The sequence below is a fragment of the Labrys okinawensis genome (genome assembly GCF_002982075.1).
GTDB lineage: Bacteria > Pseudomonadota > Alphaproteobacteria > Rhizobiales > Labraceae > Labrys > Labrys okinawensis_A.
Map to the genome: position 1 here is coordinate 124,831 of NZ_PUEJ01000006.1, position 17,094 is coordinate 141,924.

Below are 17,094 nucleotides of genomic sequence, written 5' to 3' on the forward strand. Positions count from 1 at the left end.
CATGCGGGTCGTCTTCATGGGCACGCCGGAGTTCGCCCGGCCGGTGCTGGCCGAGATCCTCAGCCAGGGCCACGAGGTCGTCGCCGCCTACACCCGCCCGCCGGCGCCTGCCGGCCGCGGCATGGCCCTGGTGCCCTCGCCCATACACAAGCTTGCCGAAAGCTTCGGCATTCCCGTCTTCACGCCCAAGAGCTTCCGCGACGAGGAAACCATCGCCACCTTCGCCGGCCTCGGCGCCGATGTCGCGGTGGTGGTCGCCTATGGCCTGATCCTGCCCAAGGCCGTCCTGGAGGCGCCGGCGGAAGGCTGCCTCAACCTGCATGCCTCGCTGCTGCCGCGCTGGCGTGGCGCCGCCCCGATCCAGCGCGCCATCATGGCCGGCGACAGCAAGACGGGCGTGATGGTGATGCGCATGGAGGAAGGCCTCGATACCGGCCCGGTCGCGCTTGCCGACACCGTCGAGATCGAGCCGGACATGACGGCCGGCGAATTGCATGACCGCCTGTCCCTCCTCGGCGCCGACCTGATGGCGCGGGCGCTCGGCGCCCTCTCGCGCGGCACGCTCACTTTCACGGCCCAGAGCGAAGAGGGCGTGACCTATGCCCGCAAGATCGACAAGGCCGAAGCCCGTATCGACTGGTCGCGCCCGGCCGAAGAGGTCCACAACCAGATCCGCGGCCTTTCTCCCTTCCCCGGCGCCTGGTTCGAGGCCGATTGGGGCCAAGGCCCGCAGCGGGTGAAGGCGTTGCACGCCCAGCGCGCCGACGGCTATGGCGTGCCCGGGATGCTGCTCGACGATGAATTGACGGTCGCCTGCGGCAGTGGCGCCATCCGCCTCGTGCAGGTGCAGCGCGCCGGCAAGACCCCGATGGGCGCCGCCGAATTCCTCAAGGGCGCACCGCTGGTACACGGTGCCCGACTGGATTGAGATCCGGCGCCAAGCCAGCCGTTCTGTGGCGGTGTGCGTGACTCTCGCGCCCTGATGGCGTAGAGGCCTGACTTCAGCAACGAAATATCCGAATGCCGCGTTACAAGCTCCTGATCGAATATGACGGCACGCCCTATGTCGGCTGGCAGGCCCAGGCCAATGGCCGCTCGGCGCAGCAGGCGATCGAAGAGGCGATCCTGGCCTTCACCGGCCAGACCCTGCGCATCCAGGGCGCCGGGCGCACCGATGCCGGGGTGCATGCCACCGGGCAGGTTGCCTCGGTGATGTTGGCCAAGGATTGGAGCACGGACAGGGTGCGCGACGCTCTCAACGCCCATCTCACCCTGCAGGACGACTATGTGACCATCCTCGGCGTCGAGAAGATGCCCGACAATTTCGACGCCCGCTTTTCCGCCAAGGGCCGGCGCTATCTCTACCGCCTGATCGACCGCCGCCCGCCCTTGACGCTTGAACGTCATCGCGCCTGGCACATCCGCAAATCCCTCGATGCCGACGCGATGCATGAGGCCGCGCAGGGCCTCGTCGGCCATCACGACTTCACCACCTTCCGCTCGGCCGACTGCCAGGCCCAGAGCCCGATGAAGACGCTCGACCGCCTCGACGTGGCCAGGGTGGGCGACGAGATCCACGTCATCGCCACCGCCCGCTCCTTCCTGCACAACCAGGTCCGCTCCATGGTGGGGTCACTGCGCCGGGTCGGCGCCGGCGATTGGAGCAAGGCGGATCTGGTGGGGGTGCTGGAGGCCCGCGACCGCACCCGCTGCGCCGCGCTGGCGCCGCCCCACGGGCTCTATCTCACCGGCGTCGACTACTGACTGCCTTCCTCGCCGGCATCGGACCTGATTCAGAATCAGATCCGATGTTGTAGGAAACGGACGCTACCTTCCGGCATGACGCCAAACTGCGAGGCCGTCCATGATCACCTGCTACCTGAAATACGTCGTCGATCCCTGGAAGCTCGACGCCTTCGAAGCCTATGCGAAGGCCTGGATTCCCGTGGTCAACCGCATGGGCGGCAGCCATCACGGCTATTTCCTGCCGCATGAAGGCGCCAGCAACATCGCCTATGCGCTGTTCAGCTTCCCCAGCCTGGCCGCCTATGAGGACTACCGCAAGCGCCTGGCCGTGGATCCGGAATGCCAGGCCATCCTAGCCGAGGAAAAGCAGGCCCGCAGCATCGTGAGCTATGAGCGCAGCTTCATGCGCCCGGTGTTCGGTTGAGTCAGGTTTCTCGACGATAGGAGGTCCCGGTGGATCTGGAGGCCCAGCGCGCCCTGATGCTCGGCGGCGCCGTGTACAACGATCTTACCCCAGAGCTGATCGCGGCCCGCGCCAGGGCGGTCGAACTCACCAGCGCCTATCACCGCAGCATTGGCGAGCCGGCGGAGGCGCGCGAGGCTATTCTGCGGAGTCTTTTGAAATCGGTCGGCCCCGGCGCGCTGTTCGAACCGAGCTTTCGCTGCGAATTCGGCTTCAACATCCGTATCGGGCGTTCCTTCTACGCGAATTTCGACTGCGTGATTCTCGATGGTGCCAGTGTCGAGATCGGGGACCACGTCCTGCTCGGGCCGCGGGTAGGCATCTACACCGCCAACCATGCCATCGACCCCGATGAGCGCGTCGCCGGCGCCTGCCAGGCCAAGCCCGTTCGGATCGGCAACCGGGTCTGGGTCGGCGCCGGCGTGCATATCAATCCGGGCGTGACCATCGGCGACAATGCCATCGTCGGATCCGGCAGCGTGGTGACGCGCGACATACCGCCGAACGTGATTGCCGCCGGCGTTCCCGCCCGGATCATCCGGACCATCACCGCAGCCGATCGCACGGGCTTCAAGCCGTAAGGCAACGCAGGCAGGTGACGGCCGCTTGCCCGACCTGCTGCGCGCCGGCGATGAGCCCCTGTCGCCGCTGCCGTTTCACATAGCCCTGCCCTCCAGGCGAGGCCGACACTCCTTTGTATTAGGCAGCAGTTCCCTCCGGTTGATGGGCGGTATAAACACGACACCTCCTTAGGGTCAAAAGACGTATATACCCTACGTCATCGCATACGAACTGTGCAGTTATACTTTGCATCTGCCCATGATATCGTAGCGTAAGATAATTTCAGAAGCCCGATTATCGGCCTTTGAGAGCACTTCTTGGGCTTCAGGACCTTCACCGATGTCAGCAAAGACGATACTCAAGACCTGCACGGCGGCAAGCGCCTTTGTAATTCCTGTTTTGTTGATGACTCTATCCACCGTTGATGCTCGCCCTTTGGATCAACGCAAGTGTTCGCGCCTATTCGTCGCAGAACCTCTCAAGAAAAAGAACACGCCGCCATGCCGCTATACCGGACTTGTTCCGTATAGCGCTGCTTTCTCCGAAGCCGACGGGCTGCTGAACCAGGCGCCGGGATCTTCACCGACGGGAGGCACCGGTGGCGGAGGCAAGACAGGCGGCAAGGGCGGCGGCTCCACCGGAGGTGGTAGCGGCTCTTCCGGCGGTGGATCGACCGGTGGCAGCGGTTCCACCGGTGGTGGCGGATCGACCGGTGGCGGTTCCACGGGCGGCGGTGGCGGTTCGACCGGGGGTGGCGGTTCCACAGGCGGTGGTGGCTCCACAGGTGATGGCGGATCGACCGGCGGTGGCGGCTCCACTGGTGGTGGCGGATCGACCGGCGGCGGTGGTGGCTCGACTGGCGGCGGTGGCTCTACCGGGGGCGGTGGTGGCTCGACTGGCGGCGGCGGATCGGGCGCCGGTGGTCCCGGGAACGGGAATGGCAACAGCCCGAATTCGGGCAATGGCGGCGGCAACACCAGCGGCTCCGGCCCGGGTACCGGCAATAACGGTACAAACAATGGCAATGGCGGCTCCACCCATGGCGGAGGCAATGGCGGCAGCCGCGGCGGCGGCAAGGCCGGCCACTGAAAACGAGGACGTACAGCGTCGTTAGTAATGCGTAACCATAGCGGGCGGATGCCGGGATCCGCCCGCTTTTTCTCGTCCGGATATTCTGCCCGGTTGTTCCTGCCGGAGCCCGCAGATCCCGGGAGCAGAGCGAAACCCCGCGCTACTTTGCTTCTTACTTGCCTGCAGCCGTTTCTCCGGTGAGGAGACGGCGCAGCCCTGTCCCGCGATCGATGCCGCCGAGCAGCCAGCAGGCGCTGAGATAGACGATCAGGCCGCCGCCGCAGAGAAGGGCAAGCGTTGCGACGCGCGACGCCAGGGATTGCCCCGCGATCAGCCAACCCGTCATAGCCTCCGCGGCTCCATAAACAACCGCCAGCATCAGGATGGCGGCGGCAGCGATCCGCGGCAGGCGACGGGCGGCGGCTGCATCGAGCCGCAAAAGCCCGCTCCGTCGAGCCGCCAGCAGCAGCAGAACGAGGTTGATCCAGCCCGACACCGCCGCGGCGACGGCGATCCCCGTCTGCCGCCAGACCGGAAAAAGCGCGAGCGACAGGATCACATCGGCGGCGGCGCCGACCAGCGCGATCAGGAAAGGCAGCCGCATGCGGGCCCGCGCAAAGAACAGCGGCTGCAGCACCTTGGCGCCGGCAAAGGCCGGCAGGCCGGCCGCAAAGCCCGCCAGGGCCAGGGCCGTGGCGGTGCTGTCATCAGCCGTGAAGGCGCCACGCTCGAACAGCACGGAAACGATCGGGCCCGCCAGCACGATCAGGGCCAGGGCGGCCGGCAGGCTGAGAAAGGCCGCGAATTCCACCGCGCGGCTCAGGATGCCGCTCTCGGCCTGGGGATCGCCCCGGCTGCTGGCGCGGGCAAGGTCCGGCAAGAGTGCATTGCCGAGCGCCACCGCGATGATGCCCAGCGGCAACTGGTAGAGGCGATCGGCATAATAGAGCCAGGTAACGGCGCCGGGATCGGCCGAGGCGATGATCAAGCCGATGAAGGCATTGACCTGCGTCGCCCCTGCCGTCAGCACGCCGGGCAAAGCGAGCAGGAAAAAGCGCCGGACCGCGGGCGTCCACACCGGCCGCACCAGGCGCAGCCTGAGGCCGGCGCGATGCAGGGCGAGGAAGACCAGCGCCCCTTGGGCGAGGCCGCCGACGAAGATCGACCAGGCCAGGAGGCGTGCCAAGGCCTCCTGGTCTCCTTGTCCCAGCAGCGGCGCACCGAGCAGGGCTGCGATGGTGACGACATTGACGAGAGCCGGCGCATAGGCAGCCGCCGTGAAGCGGCCATGCACATTGAGCACGGCCGAAGCCACCACCATCACGGCCGTTGCCAGACAATAGCTGAAGGTGATGCGCGAAAGGCCGACCGCGAGGTCGACGCGGCCGCCTCCCGCACCGAAGCCGGGGGCGATCAGCCCGATCAGCAGCGGCATGGCGAACAGTGCCACGGCCGAAGCCAGGAAGAACACCAGGGCGACCTGCGTGAAGACCTGGTCGGAAAAGGCTTCGCCCTCGCCATGCCGTTCGGCCTCGGCATGCAATGGCACGAAAGCCGTATTCACCGCCCCTTCCGCGAACAGCCGGCGCATCAGGCTGGGCAGGCGGAAAGCCACCACGAAGGCGTCCGCCACTGGGCCGGCGCCAAGCGCGGCCGCCACCATGGTATCGCGGAGGAAGCCGAGAATACGGGAGAGGAGGGTCGCGACCCCAACCGAAGCGGCATTGCGCAGAAAGGCCATCAGAACTCCGAACCGCGGCGATGGCAGCGGTTGCATCGCAACTCTTTCTTGCCGCAGCGCAGCACATCGCTATAGTCCGCGCGCGCAAAACAGAGATACTGCATGCCCAAATCCCCTTCCAGCGCGAAACCTCGTTTCGACGTTCTCACCATCGGCAACGCCATTGTCGATGTCTTTGCCCAGACGGAAGACGACTTCCTGGTTCGCGAAGGCCTCGCCAAGGGCGCCATGATCCTCACCAGCGAGGAACGTGCCGACCATCTCTACGCCGCCATGGGACAGAGCGTCGAGATCTCGGGCGGATCGGCCGCCAATACGGCGGTGGGTGTCGCCTCCCTCGGGGGCAAGACCGCCTATTTCGGCAAGGTGAAGCAGGACGAGGCCGGCAAGGTCTTCACCCACGACCTGCGCGCCCAGGGCGCCCATTTCGAGACGGTGCCGCTGACGGAGGGACCTTCCACCGCCAAGAGCTTCATCTTCATCACGCCCGATGGCGAGCGCACGATGAACACCTATCTCGGCGCCTGCCATCTGCTCGGCCCCGCCGATATCGAAGAGGACGTCGTGGAGGGCGCCGCCATCACCTATATGGAAGGTTATCTGTGGGATCCCCAGGATGCCAAGGATGCCTTCCTGAAGGCCGCCGATATCGCCCACAGGGCCGGACGGCGCGTGGCGATCACCCTGTCCGACTCCTTCTGCGTCGATCGCTTCCGCGGTGAATTCCTCGATCTCATGCGCTCGGGCGTGGTCGATACCGTGTTCGCCAACACCCAGGAGATCAAGTCGCTCTACGAGACCTCCGATTTCGAGACGGCGCTCGCCCAGGTCGAGAAAGACTGCCGCCTCGCCATCGTGACACGCTCGGAGGAAGGCGCCCTGGCGATCGAGGGCGGCACGCGCGTCTCGGTGCCGGCCTTTCCGATCGACAAGCTGGTCGACACCACCGGCGCGGGCGATCTCTTCGCCTCCGGCTTCCTGTTCGGGCTTGCCCGCGGCCTGCCGCATCTGGCCTCGCTCAAGCTCGGCGCACTGGCCGCCGCCGAGGTCATCCAGCATGTCGGCGCACGCCCGCAGGCCAATCTGCGCGTGCTGGCCCTGGAAAACGGGCTGCTCTGACCTGATGCAACCGCGAGCACGGAGTGTCGATCTCCGGATCGACACTCTTGCGCCTATGCCGAAGAGGACGGACCGCCGCCTTGCAGCAACCGCTCGGCGGCGATCCCCAGGCATTCCTCGAAGGCCGTGAGATCCTCGAAGAGCCTGCCCGGCGCCGCCGCGCGGGTGACGAAGGCGCCGCCGCGCGCCGCGATGCCGCCATCGAGCATCAGATTTTCGACCATGTCGAAATCCTCGACCGCCAGGCCGTCGGCGCCGCGCGGCCGGCCTTCCGCATCATCCGCGATCCGACGGTCGTAATAGATCTGCAATCGCTCGAAATGCGACAGCGCCACATTGGAGAAAGCGAAGGCGGGGCAGCCCCGCGCGCACATGAAGCCAAGCTCGTAGACCGTGCCGGTATCGGCGGCGATGCCGCGGAAGGGCGTCAGATTGGCGATGATCGCATCGGCGCTCAGCATCAGCTTTTCGTTGATCGCGCTGATGGCGAGCCCGAAATCGCGCTTGGTCGGCTGCGCCGGGATTTCCAGGTCGCCGGGCGAAACCGGGATGAAGCCATGGCGCCGCGTAAGCTCGATCTTGGCGTCGAGCACCTCGCGGGCGTTGGGCAGGAAGACTTCGGGGCCAGCCAGATAGACGCGCATCATGTTCCTTCCCGTATGAGGCCGTCCCGCTCCTCAAGGACAAAGTTGACGGCCGAGGCACTCGCAAACGCGGTGTGCCGATCTCCGGATCGGCAGTTTCCTTGCCATTCGCGCACCCCAATACACGGGCATCTTGCCCGTGTATTCGAGATCACAGCATCTCCGGCAACACCTTGTCCGGCGGGCTGTGGCCGTCCATGAAGGCGCGGATGTTGACGATGACCTTCTCGCCCATGTCGGTGCGGCCCTCGATGGTGGCCGAGCCCATATGCGGCAGCAGCACCACCCGCCCGCTCTTGGCGAGCTTGACCAGGCGGGGATTGACCGCGGGCTCGTGCTCGAACACATCCAGGCCGGCGCCGGCGATCTCGCCGGCATCGAGCATCTTGGCGAGCGTGGTCTCGTCGATCACCTCGCCGCGCGCCGTGTTGATCACCAGGGCCTCGCGCTTGAGCAGCTTCAGGCGCCGGGCCGAGAGCAGGTGGTAGGTCGCCGGCGTGTGCGGGCAATTGACCGAAATGATGTCCATGCGGGCGAGCATCTGGTCGAGCGAATCCCAATAGGTCGCCTCCAGCTCGGCCTCGATGGCGGGATCGACATGGTGGCGATTATGGTAGTGCACCTGCAGGCCGAAGGCCTTGGCCCGGCGCGCCAGCGCCTGGCCGATGCGGCCCATGCCGATGATGCCGAGGCGCTTGCCGGTGATGCGGCGCCCCAGCATCCAGGTCGGCGACCAGCCGGGCCAGGCATTGTCGCCTTCGGGAATCACCCTGGAGCCCTCGGTCACGCGCCGGGCCACGGCGAGGATCAGAGCCATGGTCATGTCGGCGGTGTCCTCGGTGAGGACGCGCGGCGTGTTGGTCACGGTGATCTTGCGGGTGACCGCCGCCTCCACGTCGATATTGTCGACGCCATTGCCGAAATTGGCGATCAGCTTGAGATTGCTGCCGGCCGCCTCGATCAGGGCCTTGTCGATACGGTCATTGATGGTGGGCACCAGCACGTCGGCCGTCTTCACGGCCTCGATCAGCGCCTCCTGTGACATCTTCTCGTCGGTCAGGTTGAGCTGCGCGTCGAACAATTCGCGCATGCGGGTTTCCACGCTGTCAGGCAGGCGGCGTGTGACCACGACCCGCGGTTTTTTTCGTAACGACATGCCGACCTCCCGCAAACTTTAAGACGGCGTTCACCGCCCTCAGACAAACTGCGCCGATAAGCCCGCAGCCCGTCGCTGTCCTTCCTCTAACAGACAGGCAAGCGCAGCAACAGAGGCGGTTGCGGGCGAGAGTGTGCGTCGAGGCCCGGCATGTCCCATTACGAAGAAGAAGCGCCCCGTTTGAGTCCCATCGCCAAGATCGGTTTTGCCGGTGCCTTCTGCGCCCTCATCGTCGCCGGCGGGGTCTACTATCTTCATCACAAGCGGCTGAAGCAACCCGTGGATACGGCGACCGAAGGCATCAGCGCCGACACGCTCGCCGATCCCACCGTGGCGGCCTTCATCGCCGGCGCGGGCAAGGCCGCCATTCCGGACAAGCCGGCCGATGACGTTACCGGCTCTTTGCCCGATCCCAAAGCCGGCAAGGACCAGCTCGGCCCGGTTTCGGGCCTGCCGATGCCGCGCTTTGTCAGCCTGAAGCCCGACCGGGTGAATGTGCGCCAGGGCCCCTCGCGCGACCAGACCGTGTCCTTCATCTACCAGAAGTCCAACCTGCCGGTGGAAGTGATCGCCGAATTCGAGAACTGGCGGCGCATCCGCGATGCCGACGGCTCCGAGGGCTGGGTGCTGCAGAACCTGTTGTCGGGCAAGCGCACGGCCCTGATCGCGCCCTGGTCCAAGCAGCAGACGCTGCCGCTGCGCGCCACCGCCGACGCCAAGGCGACGGCCGTGGCCATGCTGCAGCCCGGCGTGCAGGCCTCGATCAAGAGCTGCGCCTCGAACTGGTGCCGCATCCAGGGCGAAGGCTTCGACGGCTGGATCCAGGAAAGCAATCTGTGGGGCGCCTATCCCGGCGAGGTGATCGACTGAGACGGAGCCCGTGCCCCGCCTTCGCCTGATGATCAGCGGGGTCATCTCCCGCGAGCAAGCCGCCGCGGCGATCGAGGCCGGCGCCGATGCGGTCGGGCTCGACCCTGCCGCCTTTCCGCAGGCGGGCCCGGAAGGCAGCGCGGTGCTGGCGGAGATCGCGCTCGGTCTGCCACCGGCCGTCACGCCGATCCTGATAACGCCCGCGCTGACGGCCGGCACCGTGGCCCAGCAGGTCGACGCCTCGGCGACGCTCGCCGTTCGCCTCGCCAGGCCGATCGCCGCCAGCGAATATCCCGGTCTCAAACGCATCATCCGCGGCCGCAAGCTCATCCAATCCATCGATCCCGCCGACGCCGAAGCCCTGGTGGAGGCCTATGCCGGCCTCGCCGATGCGCTGCATCTGAAGGTCGATACCGCTGAGGATCTGAATGCCTGCCGGCGCCCGATCGAACAAGCGGACCTGCCCTGCTTTCTCGGACTGACGGACCCGGCGCTCCTGCCGGCCGTCGCCGCGCTGCGGCCCCACGCCGTCGATCTCATGCTCGCTGGCGAAGATGGTTTCGATGCATCGGCTTTGAACCGCTTCGCCGCGGCGCTCGCGGCTTTCTGAACCAAAGCGAAGAACTCGAGCCAAGAAGGTCGCACCTCTCGGCGGAGCTCCCCTCCGGGTCGCCTCGTTGCGATTCGCCCCGTCCTGCCGCTACGATAGGGCGTGCAATCGGAGCCGCCGATGACGAGAGCATTCCTCTTCGCCGCAACAGGCCTTGCCTTTCTGGGCCTGTCCGCGGCCAGTGCTGAAACCGTAACCCAGAAAGCCGGCCGGGACGCCACTTTCAAGGCCGGGGACGACGATCCCGCCATGAAGGCTGCCTTCGCCAAGGCCCAGGAAAGCCTGCCCGATTTCATCGACGCCCTGGACGGCAAGGTCGCCGGCGCCAGCGACTTTTTCGTGAAGGTGCCGATCATCCAGGGCACCCAGACCGAATATTTCTGGCTCAACGAGGTCAGCCATCGGGGTGACCGCTTCACCGGCAAGGTCAACAACCGTCCGGAACTGGTCGGCAATGTGACGTTCGGCCAGCAACTCACCTTTTTGAGGAGCCGCATCCGGGACTGGGGCTATTACCGCAACGGCAAGCTGCAGGGCAATTTCACGACCTGCGCCCTGCTGGCGAAGGAGGAGCCGCGGGAGGCCCAGGAATTGAAGGACCAGATCGGCCTGGCCTGCGAAGGCGACGCCTCACCGCAATAAGCCGAACTGCTGCTTTCGCAACCCATGTGGCCCGACTGTCCCTCACCCCGCCGTTTCAAAACGGCGGTGGGGCCAGGGATTTACGCCGTCCCTGAGCCAGGCGAGCGTATCCTGCCAGAAGCCGGCCCTATGACGGTCATGGAACAGGCTGAAATGACCGATCTCGGCCAAGCCATAGTCCTGCGGCATCAGGCGCACCGCGGTCGCGGAGCTCGAACGGTAATAGGCCAGCGCGCGCCGGATGGCCGGCACGGTGCCGAATTCGTCGTCGGACATGGTCACGGCCAGGATCGGGGCGGAGACCGCGGCAAAACGCGCCAGGACCTCTGCCCGTTCCCGGGGCGGATGGCTGGTCTCGACATGCCTGCCGCGAAAACTCCATTCCAGGGCCACGCCCGCCGGCAGGTCTTCCAGCCAGCCGAGCCGCCGGCCCGGGAAATAGCCGCATATCGCCGTGAACAGGGGCATGAGTACATGCCAGCGCCAGACCAGGCCCAGGCGGCGGCGCCGGTCATAATCGGGCCAGTAGGCATATTGGGCACCGACCGTCAGCATCCGATCGATCCAGCGGGCATTGTGGGCAAGCCCCGGCAGGAAACCGCCGATGCTGTGGCCGACCACGAGGAGAGGCCCGTCGGGCCGGCGCTGCCGGGCAAAACCCAGCACGGCCTCGAAATCGCGGGTGCCCCACTCGCTCCAGCGATAGCCGCAATGCTTCAGATCCGCCGGGCGCGACAGGCCGATGCCGCGATAGTCATAGGTGATGGCATCGAAGCCCTGTTCGGCGAGGAAGCGGGCATAGCGATGGTAATAGCGGGCGAGTACGCCTGTCGCGGCATTGATGACGACCGTGCCGGTCGCACCTGCGCCCTCCGCCCGCCAGAGATGGCCGGCAAGAACGATCCCGTCCCCGCAGGTGATCTCGACCGGCGCGCCCGGTGTCATGTCCATCGCCATCGACAGTCCTCACTCGCATGAAGGGATAGCATGGCCAGCGGCAACGGTTATACTCACTTGTCAGTATACATGAGGGCAAGCCATGTCCGAGCCCGCCACCACCACGCGAGAACGCATCGTTTCGGCGGCAGCGCGCCTGTTCTACGACAAGGGCATCCGCAATGTCGGCGTCGACGCCGTCGCCGCCAAGGCCGGCGTCACCAAGCGCACGCTCTATTATCACTTCACCAGCAAGGACGATCTGATCGCCGCCTATCTGGCGGCCCGCGACCAACCCAACCTCGCTCTGTTCCGACGCTGGTTCGGCGAGGCGCAGGGAGATGTCGCTGCCAGGGTCGAGGCGATCTTCCGCCATCTCGCCGCGGCGGCCCGTCATCCGCGCTGGAAGGGATGCGGCTTTCTGCGCACCGCCGCCGAACTGGCCGATCTGCCCGGGCATCCGGCCATCAAGATCGGCGCCGCCCATAAGAAGAGCTTCGAAGCCTGGCTGCGGCTCGAGCTGGAACACGAGGGGCTGGACGACGCGGCCCTGCTGGCGCGGCAGGTGGTGCTCCTGCTCGACGGCAGTTTTGCCGTCGTCCTGCTGCACCGCGACCCCGACTATATGGAAGCTGCCGGCAAGGCGGCCGCCACGCTGATCACCGCCGCCCTGGGCAGGAGGACATCGCGCGCTCCCGCCGCGGCCTAGAGTTCGATAGCCGGCAACATTTATATCCCATCATATCGAGATTTTTCCAGGAAAGGACCGCTGCGCCATGACCAGCCACGCCGCCAAGGATCCCGGTTTCGAGGCGCTCGTCGCGGCGCTTCAGACCTATTTCGACGGGCTCTATCACAGCGACACCGAAAGGCTGCGGCAAGTGTTTCACCCACAGGCACTCTACGCCTGCGCCAGCGAGGGCAGCCTGACGCATCTCGGCATGGCCGAATATTTCCCCATCGTCGACAACAGGCCATCGCCCGCAAGTCGAAACGAGGAACGGGCCGACAGAATCATCTCCATCGAATTTGCCGGCCCGGTCACGGCCTTTGCCCGGGTTGAATGCGCCATTGGTCCCAAACATTTCACCGACCTGCTGACCTTTGTCCATCTCGACGGACGCTGGCAGATCATCTCGAAGGTCTTTCACTTCGACCTGCATCGGTGAAGCCCGTCACGCCCGGCCGCAGGCATCGCCTGTAAGTGGCCAGACTTTGTGTTTCGCCGCCCTGAGATCGACATTCAACCCTGCCTTACCCCTTCCCAATCCAGCTCGAAGCGCGCCAGATATTTGCGCAGGCGATCGGCATCGTTCGAGCTCGCCTTGGCCCGGCGCGATGCCGCGAACAGCACGCGCCCGGCCGCGCTGAGGGAGGAACTGGCGCGGCAGACGCGGACCACTTCGGCCAATTGCACCTGGTCGAAACGGTCGATGCCGTTGACGCGCTCTTCCCCGAGAAGATCGGCGAGCAGCCCGTCAGTGCCCTCGCCGTCGCCCGCCCGCCAGTGCCTGACGAGGCGCTCGATCTCCTCGGCCACGCCCTCCTCGGTGATGCGCCCGCCCGGCGCCAGGGTCGCCATGCGGGTGACGGAGGCGGAGAGATCGCGGAAATTCGCGGTCCAGCGCGCTTCCGGCGCCGTGGCGAAGGCGAGATAGCGGGTGCGGGCCTCACGGTTGAAGGCGATGTTCTCGCCCTCGCGTTCGGCATAACGGCTCAGTTCGAAGTCGAGATTGGGCTCGATGTCCTCGCGGCGCGCGGCCAAGCCCGGCAATGCGAAGGTCCAGAGATTGAGGCGCGCCAGCAGGTCCTCGCGGAACTTGCCCGAGCGCACATCCACCGAAAGGTCGCGATTGGTGCCGGCGATCAGCTGGAAATCGCTGACCGCCTCCTTGTCGGCGCCGACCGGCAGGAAGCGCTTCTCCTCGATGGCCCTGAGGATCATGGCCTGCTCGTCGAGGCCGAGTTCGCCGATCTCGTCCATGAACAGCAAGCCGCCATCGGCCGCACGCAGGAGCCCGGCCCTGTCGGTCTGGGCACCGGTGAAGGCCCCCCTGATATGGCCGAACAAGGCCGACATCGTATGGTCGCCGCGCAAGGTGGCGCAGTTGACCTCGACGAAATCGCCGGTGAGCTGGCGCCGCGCCTGCTTGAGCTCGAAGATGCGGCGGGCCAGCAGCGACTTGCCGGCTCCGGTCGGCCCGGTCAGCAGCACCGGCGCGCGCGAGCGCATCGCCACCCGTTCGATCTGGTCGATCATGGCGTTGAAGGCGGCATTGCGGGTCGGAATGCCGGATTTGAGGAAGGAGGTCGCCTCGCGTGCCTCGGCCCGGAAGCGGCTGGCGATGGCGTCGTAGCGAGAGAGATCGAGATCCACGATCGAATAGGAGCCGGCAACGCCTTCGCCCTGGCGCTTGGGCGGCGAGAGCTGGATCAGCTTGCCGGGCACATAATGGGCCTCGGTCAGCAGGAACCAGCAGATCTGGGCGACATGGGTGCCGGTGGTGATGTTGACGAGATACTCCTCTTCCTCGGCATCGAAGGGGTAGGCCCGGGCGAAATCATAGAGGGCGCCATAGACCTCCTGGAAATCCCAGGCATCGGCGAGATTCATGATGTGCCTGATAACCTGCGTGTCCGGCGAGATCACCGCGATGTCGCCTGCGATCCGCTCGGCCAGCGAGGTCGCCCGGATGTCGTGGATCAGGTCGAGGCGGTCGATGGATAGGTCGGCCTGCTGGCAGAGCGCCACGGTCGGCCGCCAGCGCTCCCAGCGCTTGTCGCGCTTGCCGCTGTCGAGGCTGACGCCGAGAAAGCCGATGGCGACACGCTTTTTCATGGTCACATCCTGGGTCGCAGGCTTCTCAGCGACGTTGAGGCAGACTCAATGTCGCGATACCTGCTCTTTCCTGCCAACGATGCGTTTCCAAGAGCAGGCTGGAAGCCCGGGATCCCAGAAACGCTCGCCATTCAACACTCTATATCACAGGATATTTTATTATCAGAAAATATAAATCATGACCCCAACTCTCTCCCCCGGAATTTCCGAAAATGGCCGGGTGGAAATTTTTTATTGTTCGAAATCAATATTTTATAAAATAATTCCATACCCCTCCTCCACTTGGCACGCTCTCTGCAGACAGATCCCCGTAACAAAATGAGGATGATTGCCATGGCAAATAAGTCGCTGTTTGCCTCCCTGGTGGGGAAGATGCTGCCGAAGGCCGAGGCCGCCAACAAGCACGGCGCCCCCGCCTACGAGTTCACCCCGCGCCACGCGCTGGCCCAGCTCGCCGTCACCGGCACGCTGAACCACACCTTCTATGCCAGCGCCACGGCGCAGCTCGACGAGACGCTCAAGGCGGTCTGCGAGGTGGAGAGCGCGTTCATCGCCAAGGCGGCCATCTATGCCCGCCAGCGCGGCCACATGAAGGATATGCCGGCCTTGCTGCTCGCCTATCTCTCCATGCTGCAGACGGGTGATTTCGCCAAGGCGTTCCCGCGCGTGGTCGACAATGGCAAGATGCTGCGCAACTTCGTGCAGGTGATGCGTTCGGGCGCCGTCGGCCGCAAGTCCTTGGGAACCCGGCCGAAGAAGCTGGTCCAGGCCTGGCTCGAGACCGCCTCGGACATCGAGATCATGCGCGCCAGCGTCGGCAACGCGCCCTCGCTCGCCGATGTGATCAAGATGGTCCACCCCAAGCCCGCCGACAAGGCGCGCGAGGCGCTCTATGCCTGGTTGATCGGGCGCCCCTACGAGGTGATGGCTCTGCCCGCCATCGCCCGGTCATTCGAGGCCTTCAAGCAGGATCCGTCGCTGCCGGTACCGGCCGTGCCGTTCCAGATGCTGACGGCCCTGCCGCTCACGCGGGACCACTGGGCCGCCATCGCCGACAAGGCCGGCTGGCAGATGCTCCGGATGAATCTCGCCACCTTCGCGCGCCACGGCGTGTTCGAGGTGGAGGGCTTCGCCGAAAACCTCGCCGGGCGGCTTGCCGATCGCGAGGCCATTAAGCGGGCACGGGTTTTCCCGTACCAGCTGCTGATGGCCTATGCGCAGGCGGGGCAGGACATCCCGCCCGTGGTGCGCGAGGCGCTGCATGACGCGATGGAGATTGCGGTCGCCAACGTGCCGGCGATCGAGGGCCGCGTGGTCGTCTGCCCGGACGTTTCGGGTTCGATGTCCTCGCCGGTCACCGGCTATCGACCGGGCGCGACCACGCAAGTGCGCTGCATCGACGTGGCCGGGCTGGTGGCGGCTTCGGTGCTCCGGGCCAATCCTTCGGCACGGGTGATCCCGTTCGAGCAGAGCGTGGTCCGGGTGGACCTCGAGCCGCGCGACACGGTGATGACCAATGCCCGCAAGCTCGCCTCCATCGGCGGCGGCGGCACCAACTGCTCGGCGCCGCTGGAGAAGCTGGCGAACGAGCGGGCCAAGGTGGATCTCGTGATCTTCGTCTCGGACAACCAGTCCTGGGTCGATGCGCGCAGGGGCGGCGAGGCCACGCAGATGATGAAGCAGTGGGAGCGGGTGAAGACCAGCAATCCCGATGCTAAGCTCGTCTGCCTGGACATCCAGCCCTACACGACCACCCAGGCGCAGGAGCGCGCCGATGTGCTCAACATCGGCGGCTTCTCGGATGCGGTGTTCGACACCATCGCGGCCTTCACGAAGGGCGAGATGGGCGCCGAGCACTGGGTCGGCGAGATCGAGAAGATCGAGCTCTGATACGACACGATTTCCGGCCGGCGGCTTCAAGCTGCCGGCCGGAGCCAAGGCATACGTAATGGGCCACGGCAAATGCCGGCGGAACTACAGACTGCGAATCCCGGGGTTGCGGGTTCAAATCCCGCTGCGGCGCAAGCTGCATAGCTCAATCGGATAGAGCACGGACCGCCGCGAGGCGGTAACGTTTCGTCATTCTTGTTGCCGTGGCACTTATCATCGGGAGACTACGTACGGACACGGCGAATGCCGACGGAACTACAGCCTTCACGCTCCAGGTCGCGGGTTCGAGTCCCGCCAGGCCGCAAGGCCTGTAGCTCAGTGGATAGAGCAGGATGTTTCGTCACTCTCGTCGCCGTGGCTCGATCATGGCTCATTGCAACCAGCGGCGAATGCCGACAGGACTACAGGTAGAACACCCTTTCAAAGCAAAGGGAGCCGGCGCATCAAGGCGCCCCGCGTAAGCGGTAGTTCAGCAGCAACCGTCCTGTCATGCCTTGTCGCCGCAGCTGTTTCGACTGAAAGGAATTTTGACACGTCACGGCGAATGCCGATGGGAATACAGCACCTCAGGGCGCTGCAGCCGCGAACTGCACCCGACTCACCGTTATCGGGAGCCCGTTCTCATCACCCTCGTCGCCGTGGCCCCTTGACGATACCGAGCAGAGCGGCGAATGCCGGCGGAACTACATGGCTATTCCCCACGTGATGCGGGTTCGAATCCCGTCGGGTCCACCACTATGGGCCCGTAGCTCAATGGTAGAGCATATGTTTCGCCATTCTTGTCGCCGCAACGTTCCCTTCTCTTT

Annotated in this window: 18 protein-coding genes; 12 read left to right on the forward strand and 6 right to left on the reverse strand. The window is 65.5% G+C overall.

Going from position 1 to position 17,094, the window contains the following annotated elements; translation table 11 throughout:
* Position 1 precedes the first annotated feature (1 nt).
* From fmt to C5L14_RS17665, 4 genes are all read left to right on the forward strand, one after another.
* Positions 2–928, forward strand: coding sequence for a methionyl-tRNA formyltransferase (fmt, locus tag C5L14_RS17650; protein WP_105863377.1), 927 nt, complete (start codon positions 2–4; stop codon positions 926–928).
* A gap of 92 nt (positions 929–1,020) precedes the next feature.
* On the forward strand, positions 1,021–1,764 hold the full coding sequence (gene truA / locus C5L14_RS17655; RefSeq protein ID WP_105863378.1) for a tRNA pseudouridine(38-40) synthase TruA: 744 nt from the start codon (positions 1,021–1,023) through the stop codon (positions 1,762–1,764).
* Positions 1,765–1,864: 100 nt separating this feature from the next.
* Complete coding sequence (locus tag C5L14_RS17660; RefSeq protein ID WP_105863379.1) at positions 1,865–2,170, forward strand: NIPSNAP family protein; 306 nt, start codon at positions 1,865–1,867, stop codon at positions 2,168–2,170.
* A 56-nt stretch (positions 2,171–2,226) separates the two neighbouring features.
* Positions 2,227–2,790: a sugar O-acetyltransferase gene (locus C5L14_RS17665; protein ID WP_105863646.1), complete on the forward strand. Its 564-nt coding sequence runs from the start codon at positions 2,227–2,229 to the stop codon at positions 2,788–2,790.
* A gap of 219 nt (positions 2,791–3,009) precedes the next feature.
* Here the strand turns inward: C5L14_RS17665 and C5L14_RS29990 are convergent, their stop codons facing one another.
* Complete coding sequence (locus C5L14_RS29990; RefSeq protein ID WP_146126943.1) at positions 3,010–3,189, reverse strand: hypothetical protein; 180 nt, start codon at positions 3,187–3,189, stop codon at positions 3,010–3,012.
* Between the two features lie 16 nt (positions 3,190–3,205).
* Between C5L14_RS29990 and C5L14_RS29995 the strand changes: the two genes are divergently transcribed.
* Positions 3,206–3,859: a hypothetical protein gene (locus C5L14_RS29995; RefSeq protein WP_146126944.1), complete on the forward strand. Its 654-nt coding sequence runs from the start codon at positions 3,206–3,208 to the stop codon at positions 3,857–3,859.
* A 154-nt stretch (positions 3,860–4,013) separates the two neighbouring features.
* Here the strand turns inward: C5L14_RS29995 and murJ are convergent, their stop codons facing one another.
* Positions 4,014–5,582 carry a murein biosynthesis integral membrane protein MurJ gene (murJ, locus tag C5L14_RS17670; protein WP_181161221.1) on the reverse strand — a complete coding sequence of 523 codons (1,569 nt, stop codon included), beginning with the start codon at positions 5,580–5,582 and terminating at the stop codon, positions 4,014–4,016.
* Between the two features lie 102 nt (positions 5,583–5,684).
* On the opposite strand from murJ, the gene C5L14_RS17675 reads away from it, so the two are divergent.
* Positions 5,685–6,701, forward strand: coding sequence for an adenosine kinase (locus C5L14_RS17675; RefSeq protein WP_105863381.1), 1,017 nt, complete (start codon positions 5,685–5,687; stop codon positions 6,699–6,701).
* A gap of 53 nt (positions 6,702–6,754) precedes the next feature.
* Here C5L14_RS17675 and C5L14_RS17680 read toward each other — a convergent pair whose 3' ends face one another.
* Together C5L14_RS17680 and C5L14_RS17685 are read right to left on the reverse strand one after the other, a co-directional pair.
* Positions 6,755–7,345: a nucleoside 2-deoxyribosyltransferase gene (locus tag C5L14_RS17680; protein ID WP_105863647.1), complete on the reverse strand. Its 591-nt coding sequence runs from the start codon at positions 7,343–7,345 to the stop codon at positions 6,755–6,757.
* A 151-nt stretch (positions 7,346–7,496) separates the two neighbouring features.
* The gene (locus C5L14_RS17685; protein WP_105863382.1) at positions 7,497–8,501 is read right to left on the reverse strand and encodes a 2-hydroxyacid dehydrogenase; all 1,005 of its coding nucleotides are present in this window, start codon (positions 8,499–8,501) and stop codon (positions 7,497–7,499) included.
* Between the two features lie 150 nt (positions 8,502–8,651).
* On the opposite strand from C5L14_RS17685, the gene C5L14_RS17690 reads away from it, so the two are divergent.
* From C5L14_RS17690 to C5L14_RS17700, 3 genes are all read left to right on the forward strand, one after another.
* A complete protein-coding gene (locus tag C5L14_RS17690) occupies positions 8,652–9,371 on the forward strand; it encodes an SH3 domain-containing protein (RefSeq protein ID WP_105863383.1) in 720 nt (239 codons plus the stop codon).
* Between the two features lie 10 nt (positions 9,372–9,381).
* The gene (locus C5L14_RS17695) at positions 9,382–9,981 is read left to right on the forward strand and encodes a hypothetical protein (RefSeq protein WP_146126945.1); all 600 of its coding nucleotides are present in this window, start codon (positions 9,382–9,384) and stop codon (positions 9,979–9,981) included.
* 120 nt (positions 9,982–10,101) lie between these two features.
* Complete coding sequence (locus C5L14_RS17700) at positions 10,102–10,623, forward strand: YegJ family protein (protein ID WP_105863385.1); 522 nt, start codon at positions 10,102–10,104, stop codon at positions 10,621–10,623.
* 42 nt (positions 10,624–10,665) lie between these two features.
* Here C5L14_RS17700 and C5L14_RS17705 read toward each other — a convergent pair whose 3' ends face one another.
* Positions 10,666–11,574 (reverse strand): alpha/beta hydrolase family protein, encoded by a 909-nt coding sequence (locus tag C5L14_RS17705; RefSeq protein ID WP_210203262.1) that lies wholly within the window; start codon positions 11,572–11,574, stop codon positions 10,666–10,668.
* 88 nt (positions 11,575–11,662) lie between these two features.
* On the opposite strand from C5L14_RS17705, the gene C5L14_RS17710 reads away from it, so the two are divergent.
* Both C5L14_RS17710 and C5L14_RS17715 read left to right on the forward strand, forming a co-directional pair.
* On the forward strand, positions 11,663–12,268 hold the full coding sequence (locus C5L14_RS17710) for a TetR/AcrR family transcriptional regulator (RefSeq protein WP_105863387.1): 606 nt from the start codon (positions 11,663–11,665) through the stop codon (positions 12,266–12,268).
* Between the two features lie 67 nt (positions 12,269–12,335).
* Complete coding sequence (locus tag C5L14_RS17715; protein WP_105863388.1) at positions 12,336–12,728, forward strand: nuclear transport factor 2 family protein; 393 nt, start codon at positions 12,336–12,338, stop codon at positions 12,726–12,728.
* A 74-nt stretch (positions 12,729–12,802) separates the two neighbouring features.
* Here C5L14_RS17715 and rtcR read toward each other — a convergent pair whose 3' ends face one another.
* On the reverse strand, positions 12,803–14,398 hold the full coding sequence (gene rtcR / locus C5L14_RS17720; protein WP_105863389.1) for an RNA repair transcriptional activator RtcR: 1,596 nt from the start codon (positions 14,396–14,398) through the stop codon (positions 12,803–12,805).
* A gap of 333 nt (positions 14,399–14,731) precedes the next feature.
* Between rtcR and C5L14_RS17725 the strand changes: the two genes are divergently transcribed.
* On the forward strand, positions 14,732–16,288 hold the full coding sequence (locus C5L14_RS17725) for a TROVE domain-containing protein (protein ID WP_105863390.1): 1,557 nt from the start codon (positions 14,732–14,734) through the stop codon (positions 16,286–16,288).
* The last annotated feature ends 806 nt before the right edge of the window (positions 16,289–17,094 follow it).

Coding starts and splice junctions, on each gene's coding strand:
- fmt (WP_105863377.1), top strand. CDS start 2: ATGCGGGTCGTCTTCATGGGCACGCCGGAGTTCGCCCGGCCGGTGCTG.
- truA (WP_105863378.1), top strand. CDS start 1,021: ATGCCGCGTTACAAGCTCCTGATCGAATATGACGGCACGCCCTATGTC.
- C5L14_RS17725 (WP_105863390.1), top strand. CDS start 14,732: ATGGCAAATAAGTCGCTGTTTGCCTCCCTGGTGGGGAAGATGCTGCCG.
- C5L14_RS17700 (WP_105863385.1), top strand. CDS start 10,102: ATGACGAGAGCATTCCTCTTCGCCGCAACAGGCCTTGCCTTTCTGGGC.
- C5L14_RS17715 (WP_105863388.1), top strand. CDS start 12,336: ATGACCAGCCACGCCGCCAAGGATCCCGGTTTCGAGGCGCTCGTCGCG.
- C5L14_RS17685 (WP_105863382.1), bottom strand. CDS start 8,501: ATGTCGTTACGAAAAAAACCGCGGGTCGTGGTCACACGCCGCCTGCCT.
- C5L14_RS17705 (WP_210203262.1), bottom strand. CDS start 11,574: ATGGACATGACACCGGGCGCGCCGGTCGAGATCACCTGCGGGGACGGG.
- C5L14_RS17690 (WP_105863383.1), top strand. CDS start 8,652: ATGTCCCATTACGAAGAAGAAGCGCCCCGTTTGAGTCCCATCGCCAAG.
- murJ (WP_181161221.1), bottom strand. CDS start 5,582: ATGGCCTTTCTGCGCAATGCCGCTTCGGTTGGGGTCGCGACCCTCCTC.
- rtcR (WP_105863389.1), bottom strand. CDS start 14,398: ATGAAAAAGCGTGTCGCCATCGGCTTTCTCGGCGTCAGCCTCGACAGC.
- C5L14_RS17675 (WP_105863381.1), top strand. CDS start 5,685: ATGCCCAAATCCCCTTCCAGCGCGAAACCTCGTTTCGACGTTCTCACC.
- C5L14_RS17660 (WP_105863379.1), top strand. CDS start 1,865: ATGATCACCTGCTACCTGAAATACGTCGTCGATCCCTGGAAGCTCGAC.
- C5L14_RS17680 (WP_105863647.1), bottom strand. CDS start 7,345: ATGCGCGTCTATCTGGCTGGCCCCGAAGTCTTCCTGCCCAACGCCCGC.
- C5L14_RS17710 (WP_105863387.1), top strand. CDS start 11,663: ATGTCCGAGCCCGCCACCACCACGCGAGAACGCATCGTTTCGGCGGCA.
- C5L14_RS17665 (WP_105863646.1), top strand. CDS start 2,227: ATGCTCGGCGGCGCCGTGTACAACGATCTTACCCCAGAGCTGATCGCG.